This is a genomic window from Streptomyces sp. NPDC006314 (assembly GCF_040613075.1).
Classification (GTDB): Bacteria; Actinomycetota; Actinomycetes; order Streptomycetales; family Streptomycetaceae; genus Streptomyces.
The window spans coordinates 55,568-80,015 of record NZ_JBEXRL010000005.1 but is presented as its reverse complement, the minus strand read 5'-3'; the positions used below and the strand labels follow the sequence as shown (position 1 = coordinate 80,015).

17 protein-coding genes and 1 pseudogene are annotated in these 24,448 nt (G+C 70.0%); 8 read left to right on the top strand and 10 right to left on the bottom strand.

What is annotated here, in order from left to right; translation table 11 throughout:
• Nucleotides 1-15 precede the first annotated feature (15 nt).
• Nucleotides 16-1,431 carry a xylan 1,4-beta-xylosidase gene (locus ABZ079_RS10715; protein ID WP_356939067.1) on the bottom strand — a complete coding sequence of 472 codons (1,416 nt, stop codon included), beginning with the start codon at nt 1,429-1,431 and terminating at the stop codon, nt 16-18.
• 130 nt (nt 1,432-1,561) lie between these two features.
• On the opposite strand from ABZ079_RS10715, the gene ABZ079_RS10710 reads away from it, so the two are divergent.
• Nucleotides 1,562-2,656, top strand: coding sequence for a DUF5925 domain-containing protein (locus ABZ079_RS10710; RefSeq protein WP_356939066.1), 1,095 nt, complete (start codon nt 1,562-1,564; stop codon nt 2,654-2,656).
• Nucleotides 2,657-2,671: 15 nt separating this feature from the next.
• Nucleotides 2,672-3,442 carry a DUF72 domain-containing protein gene (locus tag ABZ079_RS10705; protein ID WP_356939065.1) on the top strand — a complete coding sequence of 257 codons (771 nt, stop codon included), beginning with the start codon at nt 2,672-2,674 and terminating at the stop codon, nt 3,440-3,442.
• A 92-nt stretch (nt 3,443-3,534) separates the two neighbouring features.
• Here the strand turns inward: ABZ079_RS10705 and ABZ079_RS10700 are convergent, their stop codons facing one another.
• Nucleotides 3,535-3,906 (bottom strand): GntR family transcriptional regulator, encoded by a 372-nt coding sequence (locus ABZ079_RS10700; RefSeq protein ID WP_356939064.1) that lies wholly within the window; start codon nt 3,904-3,906, stop codon nt 3,535-3,537.
• A 71-nt stretch (nt 3,907-3,977) separates the two neighbouring features.
• Between ABZ079_RS10700 and ABZ079_RS10695 the strand changes: the two genes are divergently transcribed.
• Entirely contained in the window at nt 3,978-4,907 is a 930-nt protein-coding gene (locus ABZ079_RS10695) for a GNAT family N-acetyltransferase (RefSeq protein WP_356939063.1), read from the top strand.
• Nucleotides 4,888-5,388 carry a DUF402 domain-containing protein gene (locus tag ABZ079_RS10690; RefSeq protein ID WP_356939062.1) on the top strand — a complete coding sequence of 167 codons (501 nt, stop codon included), beginning with the start codon at nt 4,888-4,890 and terminating at the stop codon, nt 5,386-5,388. The genes ABZ079_RS10695 and ABZ079_RS10690 overlap by 20 nt, the downstream gene beginning before the upstream one ends.
• 19 nt (nt 5,389-5,407) lie before the next feature.
• Here ABZ079_RS10690 and ABZ079_RS10685 read toward each other — a convergent pair whose 3' ends face one another.
• Nucleotides 5,408-6,028, bottom strand: coding sequence for a class I SAM-dependent methyltransferase (locus tag ABZ079_RS10685; protein WP_356939061.1), 621 nt, complete (start codon nt 6,026-6,028; stop codon nt 5,408-5,410).
• 138 nt (nt 6,029-6,166) lie between these two features.
• Here ABZ079_RS10685 and ABZ079_RS10680 point away from each other — a divergent pair, with 138 nt between their 5' ends.
• Complete coding sequence (locus tag ABZ079_RS10680) at nt 6,167-6,301, top strand: hypothetical protein (RefSeq protein WP_356939060.1); 135 nt, start codon at nt 6,167-6,169, stop codon at nt 6,299-6,301.
• Between the two features lie 71 nt (nt 6,302-6,372).
• On the opposite strand, the gene ABZ079_RS10675 is transcribed toward ABZ079_RS10680, so the two are convergent.
• Nucleotides 6,373-6,831, bottom strand: coding sequence for a GNAT family N-acetyltransferase (locus ABZ079_RS10675; RefSeq protein ID WP_356939059.1), 459 nt, complete (start codon nt 6,829-6,831; stop codon nt 6,373-6,375).
• A 161-nt stretch (nt 6,832-6,992) separates the two neighbouring features.
• On the opposite strand from ABZ079_RS10675, the pseudogene ABZ079_RS10670 reads away from it, so the two are divergent.
• Nucleotides 6,993-7,184: pseudogene (locus tag ABZ079_RS10670) on the top strand (lytic polysaccharide monooxygenase); the annotation flags it as partial.
• Nucleotides 7,185-7,249: 65 nt separating this feature from the next.
• Here ABZ079_RS10670 and ABZ079_RS10665 read toward each other — a convergent pair.
• A complete protein-coding gene (locus ABZ079_RS10665) occupies nt 7,250-8,116 on the bottom strand; it encodes an alpha/beta fold hydrolase (RefSeq protein WP_356939058.1) in 867 nt (288 codons plus the stop codon).
• A gap of 169 nt (nt 8,117-8,285) precedes the next feature.
• Nucleotides 8,286-8,732, bottom strand: a complete 447-nt coding sequence (locus tag ABZ079_RS10660) for a MarR family winged helix-turn-helix transcriptional regulator (RefSeq protein WP_356939057.1) — start codon at nt 8,730-8,732, stop codon at nt 8,286-8,288.
• Nucleotides 8,733-8,827: 95 nt separating this feature from the next.
• Here ABZ079_RS10660 and ABZ079_RS10655 point away from each other — a divergent pair, with 95 nt between their 5' ends.
• Nucleotides 8,828-9,202 (top strand): cupin domain-containing protein, encoded by a 375-nt coding sequence (locus ABZ079_RS10655; RefSeq protein WP_356939056.1) that lies wholly within the window; start codon nt 8,828-8,830, stop codon nt 9,200-9,202.
• A 15-nt stretch (nt 9,203-9,217) separates the two neighbouring features.
• On the opposite strand, the gene ABZ079_RS10650 is transcribed toward ABZ079_RS10655, so the two are convergent.
• The 4 genes from ABZ079_RS10650 to ABZ079_RS10635 all read right to left on the bottom strand — a co-directional run bounded on the left by ABZ079_RS10650 (nt 9,218) and on the right by ABZ079_RS10635 (nt 17,195).
• Nucleotides 9,218-10,192 carry a hypothetical protein gene (locus ABZ079_RS10650; protein ID WP_356939055.1) on the bottom strand — a complete coding sequence of 325 codons (975 nt, stop codon included), beginning with the start codon at nt 10,190-10,192 and terminating at the stop codon, nt 9,218-9,220.
• Nucleotides 10,189-13,704 (bottom strand): DNA polymerase III subunit alpha, encoded by a 3,516-nt coding sequence (gene dnaE / locus ABZ079_RS10645; RefSeq protein WP_356939054.1) that lies wholly within the window; start codon nt 13,702-13,704, stop codon nt 10,189-10,191. The genes ABZ079_RS10650 and dnaE overlap by 4 nt, the downstream gene beginning before the upstream one ends.
• Nucleotides 13,705-14,188: 484 nt before the next feature.
• Complete coding sequence (locus tag ABZ079_RS10640) at nt 14,189-15,091, bottom strand: S1 family peptidase (RefSeq protein WP_356939053.1); 903 nt, start codon at nt 15,089-15,091, stop codon at nt 14,189-14,191.
• Nucleotides 15,092-16,124: 1,033 nt separating this feature from the next.
• On the bottom strand, nt 16,125-17,195 hold the full coding sequence (locus ABZ079_RS10635; protein WP_356939052.1) for a twin-arginine translocation signal domain-containing protein: 1,071 nt from the start codon (nt 17,193-17,195) through the stop codon (nt 16,125-16,127).
• A gap of 408 nt (nt 17,196-17,603) precedes the next feature.
• Between ABZ079_RS10635 and ABZ079_RS10630 the strand changes: the two genes are divergently transcribed.
• The gene (locus ABZ079_RS10630) at nt 17,604-24,443 is read left to right on the top strand and encodes a polymorphic toxin-type HINT domain-containing protein (RefSeq protein WP_356939051.1); all 6,840 of its coding nucleotides are present in this window, start codon (nt 17,604-17,606) and stop codon (nt 24,441-24,443) included.
• Nucleotides 24,444-24,448: the final 5 nt, after the last annotated feature.

Here is a 24,448-nt window from a genome sequence, read left to right as displayed (position 1 = left end):
CGGGTGTGGGCCGGCTCAGCGGTCGAGCCACTTCACCTCGTAGGCGTGCATGTCGAACCGCTTGCCGTCGACCTGGGCGCTGATCGTCCGGTCGAGGGTGTTGACCACCAGGACCGTCCTGTCGGTGGCGAGGACGCGGACGTTGGGCCTGTCGTCCGCGGCGACGGACACGGACGCGTACCTCGTCCCCGGCGGGAACGCCTTCGCGAACCTGGAGACCAGGTCGTACATGGGCAGCTTCCGGCCGCCGCCCGCGCTGTCGGTCGGTGTCCACAGGCAGCCGGCGCAGGCGCCCGTCTTCTCCTCCGGGTTCCAGTAGAAGCCGGAGTCGGCGCCGCCCTTCGCCATGGCGATCATCCCGGTGGCCTGGACGGCCACGCGGTGCGGTTCCGACCAGCCCTTGCGGTCGTCGTCGCCGTCACCGGGCTCGACGTAGTACTCGGCCCACCACAGGGGCAGGTCGTGGGTCTGCCGCCGTACCCACTCGCCGACCGCGGTGAGTTTGCCGGTGGCCGCGAACTCGTTCGGCAGCAGGTCGTCGTCGCGGGTGTAGCTGGAGCCGTCGACGACGGCGAAGTCGGCGCCCGCCTTGTGGGCGTTCCAGTACGCGAAGGCGTCCAGGACCCGCTGGTCCATGGCGCCCCAGGGGCCCTTGAGCACGGTGGAGGCGTTCGGATCGCGCGGGTCGACGCTGTCCATCACCAGGTAGGGGCCGCCGACCATGAGGTCCTTGCCGGCCTTCTTGAGTGCCTTGTACACGAGGTTGTACATCCTTGTGTAGCCCTCGTAGTCCCAGCGGGACTCGGCGTCGTTCCAGAATCCCTTGAACTCGTTCCAGACGATGAAGTGCTTCACGTCCGGATAGCGCCGGGCGACGGTCGCGGCGAGGTCGGCGAAGTCCTGGTAGTGGCCGGGGGTGGGGGCGGTCTCCAGGGCGGCCTGGCTCCAGTCCGTGGAGCCCGCCCCGGCCTTGCCGCCCTTCATCCAGTCCGGGGAGCAGCACAGTGTGATCACCGGGGTGCCGCCGGAGGCGCGGACGAAATCGATACGGCGGTCCAGCGCGCCGAAGTCGTAGTGCCCCTCGACCGGTTCGGGGTTGTCGGCGCCCCAGCCCATGATGTGGTGGTTCTGCGGCAGGCCGGGGCTCTGCCCGAGCAGTCGCTCCACCCGCCGGACGGCGGCCGTGGCGCCCTGGTCCGCGCTGTACTGGGTGTGCGTGAAGCCCCAGCCGACGTACGGTTCCGGGGTGGTGGCGGGCGTCGCCGGGGTGCCGTGCACCTTGTCGCCGTCGCGTGTGGTGCCGGCGGTACTGGGGCCGCCGGACAGCGTGCTGAACAGGGTCACGGCCAGGGCCAGCGCGGCCACGCCCACACCGAGCAGGGCGGTGAGCCGCCACCGCCGAGTCCGCACATCCCACCCATGACGTCCCATCGAGGACAACAGTAATGGGGGAAGCCGGGCAGCGGGCAGGTCTTGGGAACACCCGGAACAGTCCTGGAACACCCGGGACAAGCGGCGGAAATGCCGTGCGCGGAGCGCGTCCGTGCCGGATCATGGCGGCATGTCTGCGAACCCATACGACGCTCTGCCGATCCGGCTCCACGTCGACGACTCCGACTCGCCGTCCGACGTCGTCGACGCGCTGTTCCTCGGCCGCTTCGCGACGGGCGAGCAGCCGTACTCGCACGCGGTGAACATCGACCGCGTGCGCTCCGGCGCGACCCTGGTGCCGGACGGCGCCCGCGTGCTGCGGGTCGCCCGCGACGACGACCGCAGCGCCACCCTCGCCGAGGGCGACGGCTGGACCCTGCTGGTCTCCCGCTGGAACCGTGGCGCGGACGTCACGGTCACCGCGACCACCGCCGAGTTGGCGAAGCGGATCCTCGACCAGGCCACGGACGGCGCGGCCGACGAGCCCGAACCGCAGCCCGAGAACGTGGCGATGGGCTTCTGGTACGTCTCCCCGAGGCGCGGCCCGCACCGCACCACCCGGCAGATCTCCGCGGGCACCTGGGACGAGGTCCGGCCCAACTACACCGCGCCGGTGGCGGACGCGATGGACAGCCTGATGAAGACGACCCCCGAGGACATCGCGGGCCGGCTGCTCCTGCTGCACGGACCGCCCGGCACCGGCAAGACCTCGGCGCTGCGCACCCTGGCCCGCTCCTGGCGGGACTGGTGCCAGGTGGACTGTGTGCTCGACCCGGAACGCCTCTTCTCCGACGTCGGCTATCTGATGGACATCGCGATCGGCGAGGACGACGGCGCCGGCAAGGGCCGCTGGCGGCTTCTGCTGCTGGAGGACTGCGACGAGCTGATCCGCGGTGAGGCCCGGCACACGGCGGGCCAGGCCCTGTCCCGGCTGCTGAACCTCACCGACGGCCTGCTCGGCCAGGGCCGCAACGTCCTGGTGGGCGTCACCACCAACGAGGACCTGGAGCGCCTGCACCCGGCCGTGGTCCGGCCCGGCCGCTGCCTGGCCCGTATCGAGGTGGGCCCGCTGACCCGCCAGGAGGCCGTGAACTGGCTCGGCACCGAGGAGGGCGTCGGCCGGGAGGGAGCGACCCTCGCCGAGTTGTACGCGCTGCGCCGGGGCACGACACCGACCTCGGTGCCGGGCGCCCGGGACGGGGCGGACGCGGGCCTGTATCTGTAGTGCTTTGATGGTGCTATGACCTTGTTCGTCGGCACTTCGGGGTGGCAGTACAAGGACTGGCGGGACCTCGTCTACCCGGCCGGGGTCCCGGCGCGGTTGTGGCTGGAGGAGTACACCCGGCTCTTCGCGACCGTGGAGATCAACAACGCGTTCTACCGGCTGCCCTCACGGGAGAACTTCGAAGCCTGGCGCGAGCGGGTCCCGCCGGACTTCGTGGTCACGGTCAAGGCCAGCCGCTACCTCACGCACATCAAGCGCCTCAAGGAGCCCGAGGAACCCGTCCACCGCCTGATGACCCACGCGGCGGCCCTCGGCGACCGGCTGGGCCCGGTCCTCCTCCAGCTCCCGCCCACCCTGCGTGCCGACCCGCCCCTGCTGGACGCCTGCCTGGCCTGCTTCCCGCCCGGTACGAGGGTCGCCGTCGAGCCCCGCCATGACTCCTGGTGGACGCCGGAGGTCCGGCAGGTCCTGGAATCCCGTGGCGCGGCCCTGTGCTGGGCGGACGTCCTGGCCCGCCCGGTCACCCCGCTGTGGCGCACCGCCGACTGGGGCTACGTCCGCTTCCACCAGGGCCGCGCCCGGCCCTGGCCGCGCTACGGCCGCCGCTCCCTGGAGACCTGGGTGGACCGCATCGCGACGACCTGGGCCGAAGCGGAGGACGTGTACGCGTACTTCAACAACGATCCCGGGGGCGCGGCGGTACAGGACGCGGTGGTGTTCGGCCGGACGGCACGGCGGGCGGGACTGGCGGTGACCCGTACGCCCGAGCCTGCCGGACTCCCGTAGCTTTCTTTCCGCGGCGACGGCGCTCAGCCACGACGGCTCAGCCGGCGGTCGCCGCACGCCCTGAGGGCAGTGGGGGAGGTCCCGAACTCTCCTCAGCCGTCCCCGTAAGCCGCCCGCAGGGCTTCCCGCACCGCGGCCAGCGCCTCCGGCTCCCCCAGCCCGAGCCGCCGCACCCGCTCGACATAGGCCTGCGCAGCCGAGGATGCCTCACGCTCCGCGGCCGAGCCGGCGGCAGCCACGAACGTGCCGTTGCGCCCCCGCGTCTCGATCACCCCGTCACTCTCCAGCGCCCGGTAGGCCTTGGCCACCGTGTTCACCGCGAGGCCCAGGGACTCGGCCAGCCCCCGCACGGTCGGCAGCCGGTACCCCACCGGCAGCGCCCCGGACCGTGCCTGCTCGGAAATCTGCGCCCGCACCTGCTCGTACGGGGGCGCGCTGTCATCGATGCGGATCTTCAGGCTCACGGGGCGATTGTCCCGCACCCGCCGGAAAATGAGAGGCACTCCGGTGTCGCCGCCGCGTACGGTGCCTGCCCATGACAGTGATCGTGCGTGACCTCCGCCCCGACGCCCCGGCCGACACCGAGGGCTTCGCCCGGGTCCGCCAGCTCGCCCTTCCGTACATCCTGTTCACCGCGGAATCGGTCCGTCACCACGCCACCCACACGCACCCCGATGCCCGTTACCGGCCGCTGATCGCGGAGGAGGACGGGGAGGTGATCGGCACGGCCCAGGTCCATCTGGCCCACGAGAGCCCCGAGCCCGGCCAGGGCCTGCTGAACATCTACGTCCGGCCGGACCGGACCCGGCGCGGCGCCGGCGGGCTGCTGCGGCGGGCAGCCGAGGAGCACCTCGCCGCGCAGGGGGCGACCAGGCTGCTCAGCTGGGTCCTCGACGAGCCGGGCAACCGCGCCTTCGCGGAACGGCACGGCTACCGCAGCAGCCGTTGCGCCCACTTCCTCCGTCTCGACCTGGCGAACGCTCCCCTCCCGCCGCTCCCTGCGCCCCCGCCGGGCGTCGAGCTGCGCACCGCGGCGGACTTCGCGGACGACCCGCGCCCGTTGTTCGAGCTGGACGCCGAGACGCTGCTGGACGAACCGGGCGACATCGGCTCCGAGTTCACGGACTATGACGCCTGGGTCGAACAGAACTGGAAGCATCCGCTGCTGGACCGCGACCTGACGGTGGCCGCGTGTGTCGACGGCCGTCCGGTCGCCTTCAGCGTGGCCTACACCGACGGCGGCACCCGCTACTCCACCGCGATGACCGGAACCGCCCGCGCCCACCGCGGCCGCGGCCTGGCCAAACTCGCCAAGATCCACTCCCTGTACCGGGCCCGCGCCGCCGGCGTCACCGAGGCCTTCACGGGCAACGACGCCAGCAACGACCCCATGATCGCGATCAACAAGTGGCTCGGGTACGAGACCTGCGCCACGGAGGTGCGCTATGTCCGCGAACTCGGCTGAGCCCGGGCCCCGGGTGGAGGTGGTCCTGGTCAAGGGCGGCCGCACGAAGATCCGTTACCCGGCGGAGCTGCTGAGCGACGACGGCGTCCGCGTCTCGGTCCGCGCCCCGTGGGCGGGCGAGGGGGTCCGCGACTTCGGCTTCGTGCGCTTCGAACCGGGTGATGTGTTCACCGAGTACTACTGGCGGAACCGCTGGTACTCGGTGAAGGAGGTCCGTGCCGCGGACGGTTCCGTCAAGGGCTGGTACTGCGACATCACCCGGCCCGCGGTCGTTTCCGGGACGGAAGTGGTCGTGGAGGACCTCGACCTGGATCTGTGGCGCTCCGCCGACGGCTCGGACGTACGGCGCCTGGACGAGGACGAGTTCGCCGAGAGCGGGCTGGCGCAGACCGATCCGGAAGCCGCGTCCGCCGCCGTGGCCGCCCTGGACGGGCTGGAGTCGCTGGCCCGCGAGGGCGGCTTCGAGGACCTGCTGGACTGAGGCCTTCGCCGCCCGCCGGCTACACCGTCGCCACCACCGCGTACCGCTCGTCGTTCACCGCCTTCCCCCACAGCAGTGAGTCACCGGTCAGTCGCTCCACGCGCACATCGGCCGTCAGCGGCTCCAGCAGGGCGGTGAGCCGGCCGGCGGGCATGCCGACGGGGTTCAGTGCCCCCCAGACGCCCTCGACCAGCACGAAACGGCCGCCGGGCCGCAGCAGGTCCCGCCAGCGCCGCAGGACTCGGGCGGGATCCGGCAGCGCCCACAGGACATGCCGTACGAGGACCACGTCGAAGCACCGATCCCCCACCGGCGGGGCGGCGGCGTCCCCGCGCAGCACCACGGCGTCGCGTCCTGCGAGCTTGGCGCGGGCGCGTTCGACCATGGCCGGGGAGGAGTCGACACCCGTCACTCGGTGTCCCTGCTCGGCCGCGAGGAGCGACAGACTTGCGGTACCGCAGCCGACGTCCAGGAGATCGGCGGGGTGCTCCGGCAACCAGGTCCGGAGCCTGCCGGCCCAGGCCGCGCGGACCTCCGGGTCGCGCAGGCCGTGGTCCGGCTCGTCGTCGAAGGCGGAGGCCCGTGCATCCCAGTCCTCGATCGGGGCAACCGCAACGATGTGTTCACTGTCCCTCGTCATCCCCAGAGAGTGACACGGACCACTGACAGTGCGGACGTGACAGCCACCACTGACAGACCGGCACCGATGAGGAACTCTCCCCAAAAGCGTCTATCTCCGTGACAACGCGGAACTCGGTAGACCCTGAAGGAGGCAGCCATGCGCCGCACCACCGTGCAGAAGCCCCTGAAGAGGACGGACAGCCGCCGGATCCGCGAAGAGGTGGAGGAGCGCCCCTCGGGGCGTCCGGAAGTGCGCAAGGACATCGCACGCACCTGGTGGCCCGACGGCTGACGCCGCCGGGATCCGCCAGCCCACATCCGCCAGTCCGGATCCGCCAGTCCGGATCCGTCAGTCCGGATCCGTCAGTCCAGCCGCTTGCGGTAGTGGATCCGGTCGTAGGGGCCGTCGACGCGGCGCTCCACCACCTCGTACCCGTACCTCGGGTAGATCTTCTGGTTCTCCCACATCATCGCGTTCGTGTAGAGCCTGATCTCATCGAGGCCCAGCTCACGCGCGCGTGCGTCGACGAAGTGCAGCAGCCGCCGTCCGACGCCCGTGCCGTGGGCGTCGGGACGGACGGCGATGCTGTCCAGGAAGAGGTGGTCGGAGAACGCCTCGATCACCACAAGCCCGATGACGGGCTCCTCGGTGACGAACACCTTCCCGGCGGCCACGTTCGCCGCGTGGTCGGCCTCCATGGGCTGCGGCACCACGCCGATGCGCTCGATGTAGGGCTGGTAGGCGGCGTCCGTGACCGCTCGCACGGCCGGTACGTCGTCGGCGACGGCCGCCCGGACGCGCTCCGTGTCCTCGTCGATCATGCTGCGCACGCTACCTGAGCGCAGTCTGAGCACCCCCTTAACGGCACCATAAGGATCTCTCCCACCCGCCTCCAGCAGGCGATTCCACGGTTTCTTGGGGCTAGTTTCTGATCACCCCGCGGGATCCAGTCCACCCCACGGACCGTTCGGAGGAGTTCCGCATGCCCGCTCGCGCCCGCCGCAAGGCCGCCGCCGTACTCGGTCTGACGCCGCTCGCCCTGGCCGCGCTCGCCACCGCCCCCGCGTCCGCGCACGGCTCGATGGGCGACCCGGTCAGCCGTGTCTCGCAGTGCTACGCGGAGGGACCGGAGAGCCCCGGCTCGGCCGCGTGCAAGGCGGCCGTGGCGGCCGGCGGCCACCGCCGGTGAGGGTTCCGGGGCCTGTCCGGCGGCTCAGGCCGGACAGGCCCCGGCGGTGGTCAGCTGAAGGCCGACGCGCAGGTGGTGGCGGTGGCGTGGGCCGGGTCGAGCGCGTTGGCCACCTCGTGGAAGGCGATCCGGTCGAACAGGCCGATCGCGACGTGTTCGGAGAGGTCGAGCGGGCACAGGTCCTGCAGCAGGACGTTGCGGACGTCCGAGCCGTTCAGGTACTGGTTGCGCCACGGGGTGACGACCTCGTCGTACCTGGTGGCGAGGACCGTGTAGTGCACCCCGGGGACGGTGTCGCCGCCCGCGTTGAGCTTGGTGAGGAACGCGGAGCCGGTGATCTGGTCGGCGAGGCCGGGGGTGGTGGCCTTGATCAGGGCCTCGGCGCCGGGGAAGTACGGCAGCAGGTGGGTGAGGCCGTCCAGGTCGGTGCCGTGGTTGTCGGGGGCGATGCCGACGAGGGCGTTCACCTTGTCCGCCCCGCCGAGGAACTTCAGGTAGTAGCGGGGCATCATTCCGCCCTGGGAGTGTCCGACCAGGTCGGCCTCGGCGGCTCCGGTGGCCGCGAGCACCGTGTCGACGTAGGCGGACAACTGCTCGGCCGACTTGTCGATGGGACCGAGACCGTGGAAGAGCGGAACGCCGGTCAGCCGGCCGTAGTCGAGGGAGTAGACGCAGTACCCGCGGTCCTTCAGATAAGGGGCGAGGGACAGCCAGTTGTCGATGGAGTTGCCCAGGGTGCCGTGGACCAGGACGACGGGGCGGGGATGGGCGGCGGAGGGCTTGCAGGAGAAGTCGTTCCAGCCGCGGCTGGGAGCGGCGGTGTCGGAGGCGTGGGCGGTGGCGGCGGGCACGGCGGCGACGGCGGCTGTCAGGAGCAGCGCGGCGAGGGGTCTGAGCACTCGCTTCCAGGGCAGCATCGTGTGATCTCCTTGCGGCTCAAGGGAGGTGCGACGGCCTAACCCTGTGATCCGGATCACGAGGATGCTGTTCACTCGTCAAGTTACGAGCGGGTAGTGCAAGTGTGAAGTTACGTGTCAGTAAAAACTTCCAGTGATAACCAGCGCCTCATGGAAGCCTGACGGAGCGTCACCAGGCAGGCCGGATCGGACCATGGGGGGCGATCCGCGCCAAACGGTCCCGCAACGCGCGCACTTCCCCCTCGCCCAGCAGGTCGGCCCATCGCCCGACCACCTCGGTGGCCGCCTCCTCCGCCGCTCGGGTGCAGGCCCAGCCGCGCTCGGTCAGCACGATCAGCCGGGCCCGCGCATCCTCGGGATGCGGCCGGCGCTCGGCGTACCCCTTGCGTACGACCTCGTCCACCAGCTGACTCGCCGCCTGCTTGGTCACCCCGAGGTGCGCGGCGAGGTCGGTGGCGGTGGCCCCGTCCGGGGCGAGTCGCGCGAAGGCGAAGCCGTGGGCGGGCCGGAGATCCGCGAAGCCACGGGCGACCACCCCGTCATGGATGCGTTGCGTGAGGTCACCCGCTACGGCGAGCAGGGCGGCGGACAGGGCCATGGCTTCGGAGTTCTGCACGGAGGCATTGAAACACCCTTGACGAACCGGTCAAGCGGCTTGACCATATAGTCAAGTTACTTGACCACTTTCCTTCATGGACGGAGATCACCACCATGCCCGTCGTCCGCTCCTCACAAGCCGTCGCCCACGAGATCCACGGCGCCCGGTTCGTCTCGTACGCCACCCCGCTCACCGGCAGCAAGGAGCTGTGCGCCTGGCGCGGCGAGATTCCGCCCGGCACCAGGGCACCCGCCCACACGGTCAACCGGGAGGAGATCTTCCATCTGCTCGTCGGCGAGCTGCTGATGACTCTCGACGGTCACACCGAGCGGATCTCCGCGGGCGACACGGTGATCGTCAACCCCGGTGCGACCCTGGCCGTCGAGAATCCCACCGACCACACCGCGATCTCCTGGGTCACCACCTCCGTCGGCCTGGAGGCACAGCTCGCCGACGGCACGCGCATCACTCCACCGTGGGCCAACTGACGTACGAGGACCGCGTTACGCCGCCAGCGCCCCCGGCATCACCGCCCGTGGCCCGAACTTCGCCCGCGCACGGTCCGCGACCTCCTCGATGCGGCGGACCTTCTCGTCCAGGGGGTCGAAGGTGAGCTGGTAGGAGGCCTGGTCGGCCGGGGTCAGACCCTCGGCGCGCAGGACGAGCGCGCGGACCCGGGCGCGCTGCAGGCCGAGCGCCTCGTACATGCCGTAGGCCACCTCGGTCAGGGCCGCCGAGTGGGCGGTCGGCTCCTTCAGGGTACGGCTGCGGGTGGTGGAGGAGCGGTCGGCGTAGCGCACGGTGAGGGTCAGGGTGCGGCAGACCTTCTCCACCGCGCGCAGCCGGGCGCCGATTTCCTCGGCGGCCGACAGCAGCGCCCTGCGGTGCCGGTCGGGGTCCAACTCGTCGAGGTGGAAGGGGCGTTCGGCGACCAGAGAACGCGAGACGGCGTTCGGGACGACCCGGCCCCGGTCGACACCGCTCGCCTTCTCGCGCAGCTCGCGGCCCGCCTTCGCGCCGATCAGCCGCTGGAGCGTGGACAGCGGCGCGGCGGCGACCAGGCCGAGGGTGTCCAGGCCGTACTCGCACAGGGTGCGGGCGGTCGCCGTGCCGACGCCGGGCAGCGCGGACACCGGCCGCTCGGCGAGGAACCCCGCGATGCCGTCCGGGTCCCCGGGCACCGCGCAGGTGACCCCGGGCCGGGCGTCACGCAGCGCCATGCGGGCCAGCATCGGGCCCGGACCGGCGCCGATCACACAGTCGACGCCGTACCGGGCGAGGGCGCGGACCCGGATCACCGAGGCCAGTTCCACGGCGGTGCGCCCGAAGTACCGTTCGGCGCCCCGGAGATCGGCCAGCGCCCCGTCGGGTGGCAGCGCCTCGACGACCGGCGTGAACTCCTCCAGCAGTCCGAGCAGCCCCGGCAGGGCCGCCTCGTCCATCGGCGGCAGCTGGAAACGTACGCAGAGGATGGTCATCCCGCACTCCCCGGACTCTGGTGCCACAACTTCCTCCCCACCGCGGGCCCCTCGCCCGCGGGGCGCAGATCCGCCCAGGGGTGCATCTCGTATCCCGTGGGCATGCGGATCGTCCGGCCCTCCATCGGGTCGCGGGCCGCGGAGCCGGCCGGTGGGGGAAGCCCGTCGGACCCGGTGAGCCGAGCCCGGGACGGGCCGCCGTCACCCCCCGGTGTGGATCCGTCCCCGGCCGTGCCGGACGGTTCGGCCAGCCGGGCCGCGACCCCGTCGAGCCCCTCCGTGAGGCGCACGTCCACCAGTTCGGCGAGGTTCCAGGCGGCGGAGCCCACCACGCTCAGGCTGCGCGGGCCGCGCCGCTGCACCACTCCGCGCACCAGCAGCAGCCAGGAGTGGAAGACGGTGTGCGCGCAGGCGTCGTGGGAGTCGTCGAAGAAGGCGAGGTCGACCAGGCCCGTGCCGTCGTCGAGCGTGGAGAAGATGACCCGCTTGCCGGAGCGGATCGGCGGGGTCTGGGTGGCCGCCTTGGCGCCCGCGACCAGCACGGTCTCGCCGTGCCGGGCCTCGCGCAGCCGCCGCGCCGAGACCACGCCCAGCTCCTTGAGGAACTCCCGGTGGTCGTCCATCAGATTGCGCGAGGCGTCCATGGACAGCACGCTCAGCTCGGCGCTGAGCCGTTCCGCCGGCGACAGATCCGGCAGACCGGCCGGTGCCGTCTTCCGGCCTCCCGCCAGCGGGAGTTGGCCCCCGCCGCCACTCCGGGCGCCCCGGTGCAGCTCGGTCAGGTGCAGTTGCAGATCACGCCGGTTGGCGCCGAAGGCGTCCAGCGCGCCCACTTGCGCGAGCCGCCCGGCGAGCGGCCGGCTCGGCCGGGCCCGCTCCCAGAAGTCCAGCAGGGAGGAGTACGGCTGACCGTCCTCGATCCGCTTCGCCTCCGCCTCACTGATGCCGTGCACGTCGGAGAGGGCGAGCCGCAGCCCCCACACCGCGGGGGATTCAGACACCAGTTCGATCCTGTGTGCGACTCCGGAGACATTCACGTCCAGCGGCAGGATCGGCACCCCGCGCCGCCGCGCGTCCGCCAGCAGCAGCCGCTTCGGATACATCCCGGGGTCGTGCGTGAGCAGCCCCGCGTAGAAGGCGGCGGGGTGATGGACCTTCAGCCACGCCGACTGGTACGTCGGCACCGCGAAGGCGACCGCGTGCGCCTTGCAGAAGCCGTACGATCCGAAGGCCTCGACGATCTCCCAGGTCTGCTGGATCGTTTCCGCGCTGTATCCCCTGGCCGCCGCGTGCTGCGCGAACCACACCTTGATCTGCGCTTGCGACTCCGGGTCGGACAGCCCGCGCCGGATCCGGTCGGCCTCGCCCCGACCGCAGCCGGTCATGAGGGCGACGATGTCGATGACCTGCTCGTGGAAGACGACGACCCCGTACGTCCCCTTCAGCGGTTCCGCCAGGTCCGGGTGCGGATAGCGCACCGGCGCCCGTCCGTGCCGCGCCTCGATGAACGGCCGCACCATGTCGGCGGCGACCGGACCGGGCCGGAAGAGGGAGATGTCGACGACCAGATCGTGGAAGGTGCTCGGCTGCAGCCGCCCCACCAGGTCCCGCTGGCCCGGCGACTCGATCTGGAAGCAGCCCAGGGTCTCGGTGGACCGGATGAGCCCGTACGTCGCCGGGTCGCCCGGCGCCAGTCCGTCCAGGTCGACCCGCTCGCCCGTCGCCCGCTCCACCTCGGCGACCGCGTGCGCCATCGCCGACTGCATCCGCACGCCCAGCACATCCAGCTTGAGCAGTCCGAGGTCCTCCACGTCCTCCTTGTCGAACTGCGACATCGGCAGCCCCTCGCCGCTGGTCGGCACCACCGGCGTACGGGCGAGCAGGGAGGCGTCGGAGAGCAGCACCCCGCACGGATGCATGGCGACCCCGCGCGGCAGGGCGTCCAGCGCCTCGACCAGTTCCCAGAGCCTGCCGTACTTCGCACCTTTCCGCTGAAGCTCCCCAGCCAGCTCCTTCAGCTCGGGCAGCTCCTCCAGGGCCGCACGGGCGTCCCGCGCCCGGATGTGCGGAAAGGACTTGGCGACCCGGTCGATCTCGGCCGGGGCCATGGACAGGGCGGCACCCACGTCCCGGATCGCGTGCCGGACCCGATAGGTCTCCGGCATCGAGACGGTGGCGACCCGCTCACCGCCGAACCGGTCGATGATCGCCCGGTACACCTCGAGCCGGCGCGCGGACTCCACGTCGATGTCGATATCGGGCAGCACCACGCGCTCCTTGGACAGGAAGCGCTCCATCAGCAGCCCGTGCTCGACCGGATCGGCATGCGCGATGCCGAGGAGATGGTTGACGAGCGAGCCGGCACCGGAGCCGCGCGCGGCCACCCGGATCCCCATCTCCCTTACGTCGTCCACCACTTGGGCGACCGTCAGGAAGTAGGAGGCGAAGCCGTGGTGGGCGATGATGTCCAGCTCGTGATGCATCCGTTCCCAGTACGCGCGCCGGCCGCCGTAGCCGAGCCGCATCATCGCCGCCGCCGCCCGCGAGGCGAGTGCCCGCTGTGCGGTGCGGCGGCCGGCGCCGACGAGGTGCGGTTCGGGGAAGTGGACGGTGCCGATGCCGAGGTCGTCCTCGGGGTCGACCCGGCACTCGGCGGCGGTGGCCCGGGTCTGCTCCAGCAGCCGGTGGGCGGTGTCGCGCCGGTAGCCGGCCGCCTCCACCACCCGCTCGGCGGCCTGGAGCATGGCCTGCGCGTCCTTCAGCCAGGCCTCGCCGGAGTCCAGCTCCCCGCGCGGGTCGATCGGGACCAGGCGCCGCGCGGCGTCCAGCACGTCGGCCACGGGCCCCTGGCCGGGATCGGCGTACCGCACGGCGTTGCTCAGCACGGGCCGTACCCCGTGCTCGGCGGCGAAGCCGACGGTACGGGCGGCGAGCCGCAGGGAGCCGGCCCCCGTACCCGTACGACCGTGCCAGACGGCCTCCAGCCGCAGGGCGTCGCCGTAGACCTCGCGCCACGGGGCGAGAAGCGTCGCGGCCCGGTCGGGACGCCCCGCGGCGAGCGCGCGTCCCACATCGGAGCCGGGGCCGAGCAGCACGAGCAGGCCATCGCCCTGGTGGTCGGACCAGGGCAGCAGCGGTGTGCCCTCTCCCGCGTGCGCCGCCGTGACGATCCGGCACAGGCCGGCCCACCCCCGCGCACCGTCCCGGGCGAGGAAGGTCACCCGGGGGGCCGACTCGTCCACGAAGGCACCGCCCCGCACCGGTGTACGACGCCTCTCACGCCGTACGGATTCCGCCGCCTCCACCGCCAGGTTCACCCCGAACAGCGGGCGGACGCCCACCTTGGCGCAGGCCTTGGCGAAGCGGACCGTACCGGCGAGGGTGTCGCGGTCGGTGAGGGCGAGGGCGTCCATGCCCCGTTCCGAGGCGCGCTCGGCCAGCCGCTCCGGGTGGGAGGCCCCGTACCTCAGGGAGAACCCGGAGACGGTGTGCAGATGCGCGAAGCCCGGCACACGCACCTCCCGCACTCGTGAGCCCCGAACGGCTCTCGAACATCAGTTCCCTACTTCCTCACCCACCATACCCCCATTTCCGAACATGTGTACGATCCCCGTTCGGCCGCGTCCCACCTGCGCAAACATCCTGTAACCCGGGCCGTGAGGACAGGGCACGGACAACCCGGGCCGGCCCTCCCACCCCTCCTCCTCGCCGAGCCGACCCGGACCTCGAGCAGCTGCCCGGCACACCCCTCGACCCCCACACACCGCCGCCGAGGCGGCGGCGCGCCACCGGGTCCTGAACCGGGGCATCGACGGTGCCCTGCCGATCGACCGCGCGGCACCACCCCGCCGACGTCTACGCCCGCACCACCGACGGCACCGAACTGCACCCCGGTCCGAATGCCGCCGCGTCCGCCGAGGAGAAGCGGAAGCCCCCGCACGCGGGTCGCGTGCGGGGGCGTGGTGCCGTCACCGGCCGAGGACGTGGCGGAGTGCGTCAGTAGACGTGGACTCCATAAGCGCTCAGCGCCTCGGTGACCGGCTGGAAGAACGTCGTACCACCGGAGCTGCAGTTGCCGCTGCCGCCGGAGGTGAGGCCGTACGCGGTGGTGCCGCCGTACAGCGGGCCGCCGGAGTCACCGGGCTCGGCGCAGACCGTGGTCTGGATCAGGCCGGAGACGATGTCGCCGCCGCCGTAGTTGACCGTCGCGTTGAGCGCGGTCACACGGCCGCTGTGCGTACCGGTCGTGGAACCGCGGCGGTAGACGGTCGTGCCCACGGAGGGCGTGGCCGCACCGGTGATGTCCTGGCCGCCCACGGCGCCCGACTTGGTCACCGAGCCGTTGGTGTAGCGCACGATGCCGTAGTCGTTGCCGGGGAAGCTCGAGCCGGCCGTGGTGCCGAGCGTGGTCGTGTGAGAGGAGTTCGACCACCAGGTGCCCGCGCCGTCGGTGCAGTGCCCGGCGGTCAGGAAGTAGTAGTTGCCGCTGGAGTCCTGGACGTTGAAGCCCAGGGAGCAGCGCCAGCTGCTCGCGTAGATGGCGTCACCACCGGAGATCAGCTTGTTGAACTTGCCGGGGGTGTGCTTGATGGTGAGCGCGTCGGCGTTGGCGCCGGCCTGCTTCTTGATCTTGGTGATCTCGGCCCGGGAGACCGTGCTGTCGACGGTGACGACGACGCGGTTGGTCTTGCTGTCCACCGCCCAGGCGGTGCCGGGGATGTCGGCCTTGAGGACGGAGTCGCTCGCCTTGGCGAGCTGGGCGGCGCTGAACGTGTCGGTGTCGCCGGCGTTCGCGGTGGGGGCGGCGAACGCCGCTGCGGCCAGGAAGCCGGTGGCCACGGCGATCAGCCGGGTCTGTCTGGCGGTGCCGCGGTGGGGAGTGGTGCGCTTGATCCTCACGTTTCGTTCCCTCCAAGGGAAGTCGGGGGCCCGCGTGGGGTCGGGGCCCGTGAGGCGCAGCCAGGGGTGCCGCGGGAATCCGAACACGCATGCCCCTGACAAGCGCTGAGGGGGAGTATTCGGCCGAACGGCCGATCGACACAAGGGTGCCTTTCGGCCGTCGGACTTTGAACTACCTCGGTGCGCCTCGTAGCACACCCGACCCCGCACGGTGGCGTCCTGACGTTAGCTCAGCGCACGTCCCCCCGCATCGATCGCCACGTCCAGCGTGTTGCCGGGTGGTGGGGCGGGGCAGGGTGAAGTGACCGGCGAAGGCGCACGGTGCGAGCCGGCGCGGTCGCAGTCGGCGGTGCGCGGTCCTCGACATCCGGTGCCTGCGGAAACGGAGAGCGGAACCGGAGGCCGGTGGCGCAGCCGGCGGTGTCGTCGAACACCGCCCACAGCAGCCCGTCGCCCTGCTACCCGCGGTGTCCGCTCCTGCGCGGCGAGGATGAAGGAAGATTCGCCGGCGCGGGCGAGCCCGCGTTCGCGGCCGTCCACGTGGCCGGCCGGCCCGGACGGTGCGCGTGTCGCCGCACGATGTGACACGCCCCGGCACCGACCAGCGCGACTCGTACCGCGCGGCCTCGATGCCCCGGAAGGCACGGCGGGCCGCGGACTCGGGGGCGTAGCCCCGTACGCCCGGACGCCCTCACGGACCAGCACGAACAGCCGCTTCGCGCCGAGCGGGAAACACGTCCTCGCCTCCGGGCCGCGGTCGGCGGCGAGGCGGACTTCGCCGGCAAGAGCCGGTCGACCACGGTCAGGCCGGCGGCCTCGGCGGCGGTGAGCACGATTCCCGCACCATCCGCCACCCAGATCCCGGGAATGTCCGGAAGTCGCCTCTCCGGATAGCCCTCGTCCCAGTGCGTGGCGATCGCGCGAACGGACTGTGGGGAGCCGAGACCATCTCCACGCCCTTCTCGTGCCCCTGCTTCCACGCGTCGGGTGTGTCACCGCCGGAACTCAAGGACCGAGCCCCTTCGCCGAGTCGTCAGACGAGGAGGTCCTTGTAGTAGAAGCTGGCCTTCTTGTCGGTCTGGGAGAGGCTTTCCTCGGATCCGAAGCCGAGGTGGAGGCGGGCGACGGTGGGGGTGCTCATGTCAGGGATCTGGATGGCCAGGCCTTCCGGCTCGCGGTAGAAAAGGCTTTCGCCGGCCTTGCTCTGCCGCCGCTCGTAGACGGTGCCGGTGTTCCAGTCGATGGAGGTGACGTAGGTGTTGCCGGTGCTCGTCTGCTTGCCGGTGTCGTCGTAGGTGTAGGCGTCGCCGTCGAGCGTGTAGAGGTACTGGCCCATGCTGGTGTAGCCCTGGAAGGTCGGGCCGGTGAGCACGGACGGTTGGGTGATGGTGGCCAGCGGGGTGAAGGTGCCGGCCTTGAAGGTGGCCAGGTCGTACAGGCTGTACTTCCACGTGGTGCCGTTGATCCGGTAGCGGTGCGCGATGCGGTTGGTGACGGGGTCGATGGCGACGGTGTTGTGGTCCGAGCCGGCCACCGGGGTGTAGCGGGTGACCTGGGGTGAGTCGGGCCGGATGACGGCGCCGTTGGCGAACTTGAAGCGGGCGATCTTCGTGCCGTAGCCGTTGTTCTTGCTGTCGGGGACGGAGTCGCTCTCGGTCCACAGGTAGGCGCTGTTGCCGGAGGGCTCCACACCGATGGACACACCGTGCCCGAAGCCCTTGAGGTACATCCGGCCGATGATGTAGCCCTGCCAGTCCAGGCGGGTGATGCACAGATCACCGTTCGTGGCACGCTCGGTGCCGGTGTAGGTCCGCGTCTCACCGGGCAGGACGCGCCCGTCCTGCACCAACTGGGCTGTGTACAGGTGCTTGTTGGTGTTGTCGAACGCGAACGACTGCAGGATCCGGGTCTCGTTGAGCGGGATCTCCCGGAACCACTCGTCGGAGGGGTCGGTGAGGTCGAAGCGCTTGGACGCGGCCACGGCCGCGGACGCCGTACCCGCCTGCGTGAGGGCCGCGGACCCGACGAGTGCCGCCGCCGTCAGTCCCCCCGCTCGCCGCAGGACCTGTCGTCGGCTCAGGTGGCCGGGCGTCTCACGCTTCATCTGTTCTCCGGGACCTTTCGTCGACCCGAGACGGGCATCGATGTGTTCACGGTGTGTGCGACGCAGGATTGAATCACCTCAACCGCCCCGGGCGCCAGACTCGTTTGCCCAGCTCAGCGATTTGACCGCGACCAGACAGCGAATGTGACGCACAACACTTACGTAAAGGTGACGTGAAGAGACGGTTGTCGTCCATGGTCCTTTTTGAGGGGCTGTCCCGGAGAGCAGATTCCGCTTACCGTCCGGCGTTGGTCTGGTTTTCATGCGTCTCTCAACTTCACCGACAGCCGCGAGCCACGGCCTTTGCCTTGCACATGTGCCGGGACCGGGTCCCGGCCTTCTTTGGGTTGGGGATGGTCCGTGCGACTCGCGCACAGACAAGGAAGAAGCGCGTCATGGACGTTGGCCATGGCGCTGGCCGCGTCACTGCTGGCCGCGCCGGTGGCCGAGGCCGCGGGTACGGCGGAGGCCGTCTCGGCGGGGCGCAAGCAGCCGGTGAACGTGCCCGCGCAGGCGGCCGGCGGTGTTCCGCGTGACGGCGCGGAGCCGACGCAGACCAAACCGATACGCCCGGTGTGGCCGAAGGCGGCCCACGCGCGTCTGGCTCTGTCCGGCCTGAAGCCGGGCGGGAAGCTGCCCGTGACACCGTCCGGCGGCGGCAAGGCCACCGTCCAGGTGGGCCCGGCTCCCGCAACGGCCCTGGCCAAGCAGCGCTCCGCCATCGCCACCCCGGCGCCCACGGACGTCGACGTCAAGGTCCTGGACCGCACCCAGCTCAAGCGCGTGGGCGGCATCGGAGTGGGCGCTCAGCTCACCCGCCGCGACGGCCGGGGCACCCCCGGCCCGGTGAACGTCTCCTTCGACTACTCCAAGTTCAGGTACGCCTACGGCGGCAACTTCGCCTCCCGCCTGCGAGTGGTGGCCCTGCCCGCCTGCGCCCTGACCACGCCGAAGGCGAAGGGCTGCTCGACGGCCAACCCCCGCCCCGTGCCGGTCACCAACGACCAGGCCAGGGGCACCATCACCGCGACCGTCCAGGCCGACGGCGACCCCAAGACCGAGATCTCGGTCATCCAGCCCGACCAGCAGCCCAAGTCCTCCTTCCAGTCGTCGGCACTGACCGCTGCAGCAACGTCGGACGGAACGGTGTACGCGCTGGCGGCCACCGCCTCCTCCGACGCCGGCGACTACCGGGCGTCCTCGCTGAAGCCGTCCGGTTCCTGGAACGTCTCCATCGGCTCGGGCGCCTTCTCCTACAACCTGCCGATCCAGGCGCCCAAGCCGCCCACGGGCAGTGCGCCTTCGCTGTCGCTGGCATACAACTCGCAGTCCGTGGACGCACTCACCTCGGCCCAGAACACCCAGGCGGGCTGGGCGGGTCTGGGCTGGGAGCTGGGCGGTACCGGCTTCATCGAGCGCCGCTACCGGGGCTGCCAGGACGACGGCACCGGAACCGGCTGGGTCGGTGACCTTTGCTGGGCCTCGCCGAACTACGACAAGGAACATGACGGCGCCGTCTACGTCATCAACTTCAACGGCATCAGTTCCACGCTCGTCCAGGACAACAACGGCACCGGTTCGTACCACGTGCAGGACGACCCGGGCTGGCGGGTGCAGCACCTGACCGGCGGTCACGGCTCGGACGACGAGTACTGGGTGATCTCCACCCAGGACGGTATGCGCTACTACTTCGGCTGGGGCCGCTCCGAGCGCACCAACGCCGCCACGGATTCGGTGCTGACGGTGCCCGTCTTCGGCAACAACCCGGGTGAGCCCGGCTACGACAACGGCGTCGGCGTGAGCACCCAGGCCTACCGCTGGGGCCTGGACCGGGTCGTGGACCCGGACGAGGTGGAGACCTCCTACTTCTACGACAAGGAGCGGAACCACTACCGCTCGGTGCTGCTGAGCGACCAGGCCCGCTCCTACGACTCGGCCGCCTACCCGGTGCGCGTCGAGTACGGCTGGGCCGCGCAGATATCCGGCGCGCAGCTGCCCGCGAAGGTGGACCTGCGCTATGTAGGCCGGTGTGTGGAACGGATGTCGGACACGGATCCGCTGGCCAAGGAGCCCGATCCGTGCCCGTCGATCTCAGATCACCCGGACTCGTATCCGGATGTGCCCACGGACCTGATGTGCGACGGCACGTCCGCCGACGACGGCTGCAAGACGATCAAGGGTGAGACGTACTCCCCGACGTTCTTCGCCACGAAGATGCTGTGGGACGTCAAGACCTTCGTCCGGGACAACGACTCCTCGGCGTGGGACCCGGCGATGCAGTACCAGATGAAGTACGGGCTGCCCAATCCCGAGGGCACCGTCGACAACACCCTGTGGCTGGACTACGTCCAGCGCCGGGGTTACGGCGACGGTGACGACATCACCCTGCCCACCATCAACATCAACGGTGAGTGGCGGGACAACCAGCTCGGCGGCGGCACCCTCAACTTCCGCCGGGTCACCCAGATCCACGGGGACCTGGGCTCGTTCGTCAACGTCACCTACCGCGACTACGACACGCAGGACACCTGCGACATCGACAACCCGCCCACGGAGTCGAACAACACCCAGGCCTGCTTCAAGCAGCGCTGGGTGCCGGAGGGCTCCACGGACGAGAAGACCGGCTGGTTCAAGAAGTACGTCGTCGCCAAGGTCAGCGTCGATCCGGGCCCCGGCGCGGGCGCGAACAACGACGGCGACCCGGTCATGACCACCACGTACGACTACGTTGGCAAGCCGGCCTGGGCGTTCCCCAACGACCCGCTGGCCAAGGACAAGGACGAGTCCTGGACGGACTGGCGGGGCTACCAGCAGGTCGAGGTACACACCGGTACCAAGTCCAACGCCGCGTCGACCTATTACTGGCTCTACCGCGGCATGGACGGCGACCGCACGGACAAGGACGACCCGTCCAAGACCCGCAGCGTCACGGTCGACGACGGTGACAGCGGCAGTGCGGCGGTGCCCGACTCCGCCTGGCTGAACGGCAAGATCCTCGAATCCAGCGACCGCGACGGCTCCGGCCAGTCACACAAGCGGACCTGGCACAAGTACTGGGTCTACGACACCGCCCAGTACGTGGGCCTGCCCGACGCACGGTTCGTACGTGACTCGCAGACCACCACGGACGAGCTGACGTCCAGCGGCTGGCGCGAGCACACCGTCAAGGACGAGTACGACGAGGCAGAGCCGGCCAGCACCAAGTACGGCCTGCCGATGCGCACCAACGACTGGGGTCTGAAGGACTACGGGCTCGACAACCGGTGCACCACCTACGGCCGCGCCTACAACACCGACTACTTCACCGACTCCCCCGTCCAGCGCTGGATGGTGCTTCCCGACGAGACCCGGCACTACGCCGAGGACTGCGCCAAGCGCACGTCGGACAACCAGGACTCCTACGAAGTCACCCTGTACGACGACGCCACCTCGGTCGACACCAACAAGCCCACCGACGGCCACCCGACCACCGTGCGCGCCTACACGGACAAGGACAACTACCGGGAGTCGACGGCCAAGTTCGACGGGGCCGGTCGACAGATCTCCGCGACCGACGGCAGACACCACACCACCACCACGACGTACCAGCCGGCCACCTCCTGGCCGATCGACGGCGTCAAGGTGACCACGCCGGATCCGGACGACGGCGGGCCGGCCACGCCTCAGTCCACCACCACCTGGTATTCCCGCCTGTGGGGGACCCCGTACCGGACCGAGGACGTCAACGGTCGGACGACCCGAATCGTCCTGGACGCCGTGGGCCGCATGTCGAAGGTGTTCAGGCCCTCGCAGATCGCCGCCTACCCCGACGGCACTCCCTCGATCGAATACAAGTACGAGGTCATCACGTCGGACAACAGCGAAGGCGTTCCCGACCTGGTCACCAACACGCCGCCGAAGACCACCACGACCACGCTGCAGTCCAGCGGCACGTTCGTCACCACTTACAACTACGTCGACGGTCTCGGCCGCGCCCGCGAGACCCAGACCCCGGCCCCGACCGGCACCGGTCGGACCGTCGTCTCGACCCGCTACGACACCTCAGGCAATGTCACCGGCACCAGCGGCGCCTTCTACAACTCCGGGGACCCCAAGACGGACGGCATGGTCCTGCCCACCGTTGACACCCTGCCCTCCTACACCGACCTGGTCATCGACTACGCGGGCCGCACCACCGAGTCCCAGATCCTGGTGAAGGGCGACGCCCAGGCGCAGGGCCGGACGAGCACCAACTACCACGGCGACTACACCACCACGATTCCCGCCGTCGGTGAGCGCAGCAACACCTACACCGACGTGTTCGGCCAGGTCACCAAGGTCGTCGAATTCGGTCCCTCGACCTACACGACCTCGTACGACTACGACCGCAGTGGCCGGCTCAAGCAGATCACGGACTCGAAGGGCAACATCACCACCTACACCTACAACTGGCTGGGCGAGCGCACCGGTGGCAAGGACCCCGACACCGACCTGACCGGCACAGGCACCACCACTTACGACGGCAACGGCAACATCCAGTCGACGAAGGACGCCAACGGCACGGTCCTGACCTACACCTACGACAACCTCGACCGCCCGCTGACCGTGCAGAACGGATCGAAGGTGTTGACCCGCAACACCTACGACACCGCCCCGGGCGGCATCGGCCAGCTGGCCACCGCGACCTCGTACGTGGGCAGTTACGCCTACACCGACAAGGTCAACTCCTACGACGCCGACGGCAACGTCACCGAGCAGCAGACGACCGTCCCGGCAGACGGCACGGGTTTCGAGGGCACCTACAGGACGAAGTCCACCTACAACGCCGCCGGCCAGCCGATCAGCATCACGTACCCGGCTGTCGGGGACCTACCGGAAGAGACCGTCACCGCGCAGTACGACACCTTCGGTAAGCCGGAGAGGCTCACCAGCGACCTCAACAACACGGTCTACGTCGACTCCACCGGCTTCGACAGACTCGGCCGGCTGATCGACCGCACCTACGGCACCACAGCCACGACCGCAACGACGGCGCGCCGCGCGTACACCTACGACGACACCAACGGTTCGGGCTGGCTGAAGAACATCACCACCACCAGCAGCACGAAGGGCCCCGTCCAGAACGACGACTACCTCCGCGACAACGCCGGTCAGACCACCGACCTGACGGATGGCGTCACCGGCCAGCACCAGTGCTACACCTATGACGAGCTGGACCGCATCAGCCGCGCCTGGACCACAGCGGCCACCACCGGCTGCTCCGGTCCCTTCGCACCCGACCTGGCCACCGGCCAGGACGCCTACCAGCTCGACTACAGCTACGACGGCATCGGCAACCTGCAGAAGGTCACCAACACCACCGCCACAGGCGCCCAGGTCGACGACTACGTCTACCCCGGCTACTCCGCCGACCAGTCGACCTACACCGCCGGCGCCCCACGCCCGCACGCCGTCGCCTCGGTGAAGACTCCCACCGGCACGGACAGCTACGACTACGACGACGTCGGCCAGATGAAGAGCCGCATCGTCAGCGGCAAGACGACCACTCTCGTCTGGAACGAACTGCACCAGGTGACGGCTGCGAGCGGCGCCGTGACCACCGCCTACGTGTATGACGCCACCGGTGATCTCCTGGAGCGCAAGTCCGCGGACGAGACCGTCCTGTACCTGTCGGGTCAGGAGATCCACAAGGCACCCGGTGCCACCCCGAAGGCCACTCGCTACTACAGCGACGGCACCTCGACCGTGGCCATGCGCACCGCCGTGGACAAGACCAGCAGCAAGCTGAGCTGGCTCATGTCGGACAACCAGGCATCGACCCAGGTGACCATCGACGCCGCCACGGGTACCGCGCAGCGCCGCCACTACCTGCCCTTCGGAGCCCAGAACGGCAAGACGTCCCTGCCCGCCGGCACGGACCGAGGCTTCCTGGGCCAGACCGAGGACGACGCGACGGGCCTGTCGGTGCTGGGCGCCCGTATGTACGACGCGAAACTCGGCCGATTCCTCAGCCCGGACCCGCTGGCCACTCCGTACGCCCCGCAGAACCTCAACGCCTACTCGTACTCCGCCAACAATCCCATCCTCTACAGCGACCCCGATGGCCTCAGGCCGATCACTCCGTGCGAATACGGTTGTGACAGCGGTGGCGAGAGCTATCGGGACTGGATGTCCCCGAACGGCGACGGCACCTGGTCCTACCACTACGAGAACTCCCAGTACCTGTATGACGCACAGGGGGACGTTCACAGCGTCATCAGGTGGGGTAGCGACTTGCCGGCACTCGGCAAGAAGACCGTGTACAAGCCCTACGACCTCACCGTTCAGAAGACGGTCATCAAGGCTCTCGCCTCTGCTTTCCTCCCCGACCCGAAGGCCTGGAAGGACTGCCTCTCCGGCTCAGGAGTGTCCAGCTGCCTCATCGCTGGAACCGACCTCCCATGGGGCAAGGCCCTGAAGCTGGTCCCCCACTCCGTTCTCAAGAAGGGGGCCAAGGCCGCCGAGGAATGGATCACGAAGCTCACCAAGGGCTGCAACTGCTTCCTCGCCGGCACCGACGTCCTGATGTCCGACGGCAAGACCAAGGGCATCGAAGACATCAAGGTCGGAGACAAGGTCCTCGCCACCGACCCGGAAACCGGCAGGACGTCCGCCCAGCGGGTGACCCGCCTCATCACCACGGACAGGGACAAGTACTTCAACGAGCTGTCGATCGCCACCGACAAGGGCATCGACAAGCTCACCGCGACGCACGAACACCCCTTCTGGTCACCATCACAGCACGACTGGGTCCAGGCCGGGAATCTCAAGGCGGGCATGACCCTGCGCACGGACGACGGCCACACGGTCATCGTCACGGGCAACCGGCCTTTCACCGACCGGGCGCGCACGTACAACCTCACCATCGAGAACGTGCACACGTACTATGTGCTGGCGGGGGCGACGCCGGTACTCGTTCACAACAGCAACGGCTGCATCCTGCCAACGCCAAGCGTCTCTGATTCCAAGCTTCAGAACTTGGTTAACGACCTCTATAAGGGGACGACCAATCCGGCCCGAACTGGAGATGGTACGACGATGTCGGCGATTCGCGATGAGCTCAGCTCAGGTCAACTCGTGCACGGCCGTAACCACGTAGCCAAGGGAAATCAGTACGCTAAGGCGCTGAATAAGTGGATAGGAAGAAATCATAGAGACGGCGACCCGCACGACTTGATAGTGGCGAGAAGTCTACTTGCCGACCTTAAGTCGGCCCTCGCAGGGAATTGATGGAG

Bases quoted from the DNA above. Each gene is read 5' to 3' on its own strand.
- ABZ079_RS10655 (WP_356939056.1), top strand. From the start codon at position 8,828: ATGCCCGTCGTCCGCTCCTCACAAGCCGTCGCCCACGAGATCCACGGC.
- ABZ079_RS10675 (WP_356939059.1), bottom strand. From the start codon at position 6,831: ATGATCGACGAGGACACGGAGCGCGTCCGGGCGGCCGTCGCCGACGAC.
- ABZ079_RS10630 (WP_356939051.1), top strand. From the start codon at position 17,604: ATGGCGCTGGCCGCGTCACTGCTGGCCGCGCCGGTGGCCGAGGCCGCG.
- ABZ079_RS10695 (WP_356939063.1), top strand. From the start codon at position 3,978: ATGACAGTGATCGTGCGTGACCTCCGCCCCGACGCCCCGGCCGACACC.
- ABZ079_RS10650 (WP_356939055.1), bottom strand. From the start codon at position 10,192: ATGACCATCCTCTGCGTACGTTTCCAGCTGCCGCCGATGGACGAGGCG.
- ABZ079_RS10710 (WP_356939066.1), top strand. From the start codon at position 1,562: ATGTCTGCGAACCCATACGACGCTCTGCCGATCCGGCTCCACGTCGAC.
- ABZ079_RS10665 (WP_356939058.1), bottom strand. From the start codon at position 8,116: ATGCTGCCCTGGAAGCGAGTGCTCAGACCCCTCGCCGCGCTGCTCCTG.
- ABZ079_RS10685 (WP_356939061.1), bottom strand. From the start codon at position 6,028: ATGACGAGGGACAGTGAACACATCGTTGCGGTTGCCCCGATCGAGGAC.
- ABZ079_RS10715 (WP_356939067.1), bottom strand. From the start codon at position 1,431: ATGGGACGTCATGGGTGGGATGTGCGGACTCGGCGGTGGCGGCTCACC.
- ABZ079_RS10705 (WP_356939065.1), top strand. From the start codon at position 2,672: ATGACCTTGTTCGTCGGCACTTCGGGGTGGCAGTACAAGGACTGGCGG.
- ABZ079_RS10690 (WP_356939062.1), top strand. From the start codon at position 4,888: ATGTCCGCGAACTCGGCTGAGCCCGGGCCCCGGGTGGAGGTGGTCCTG.
- ABZ079_RS10635 (WP_356939052.1), bottom strand. From the start codon at position 17,195: ATGAAGCGTGAGACGCCCGGCCACCTGAGCCGACGACAGGTCCTGCGG.
- ABZ079_RS10680 (WP_356939060.1), top strand. From the start codon at position 6,167: ATGCGCCGCACCACCGTGCAGAAGCCCCTGAAGAGGACGGACAGCCGC.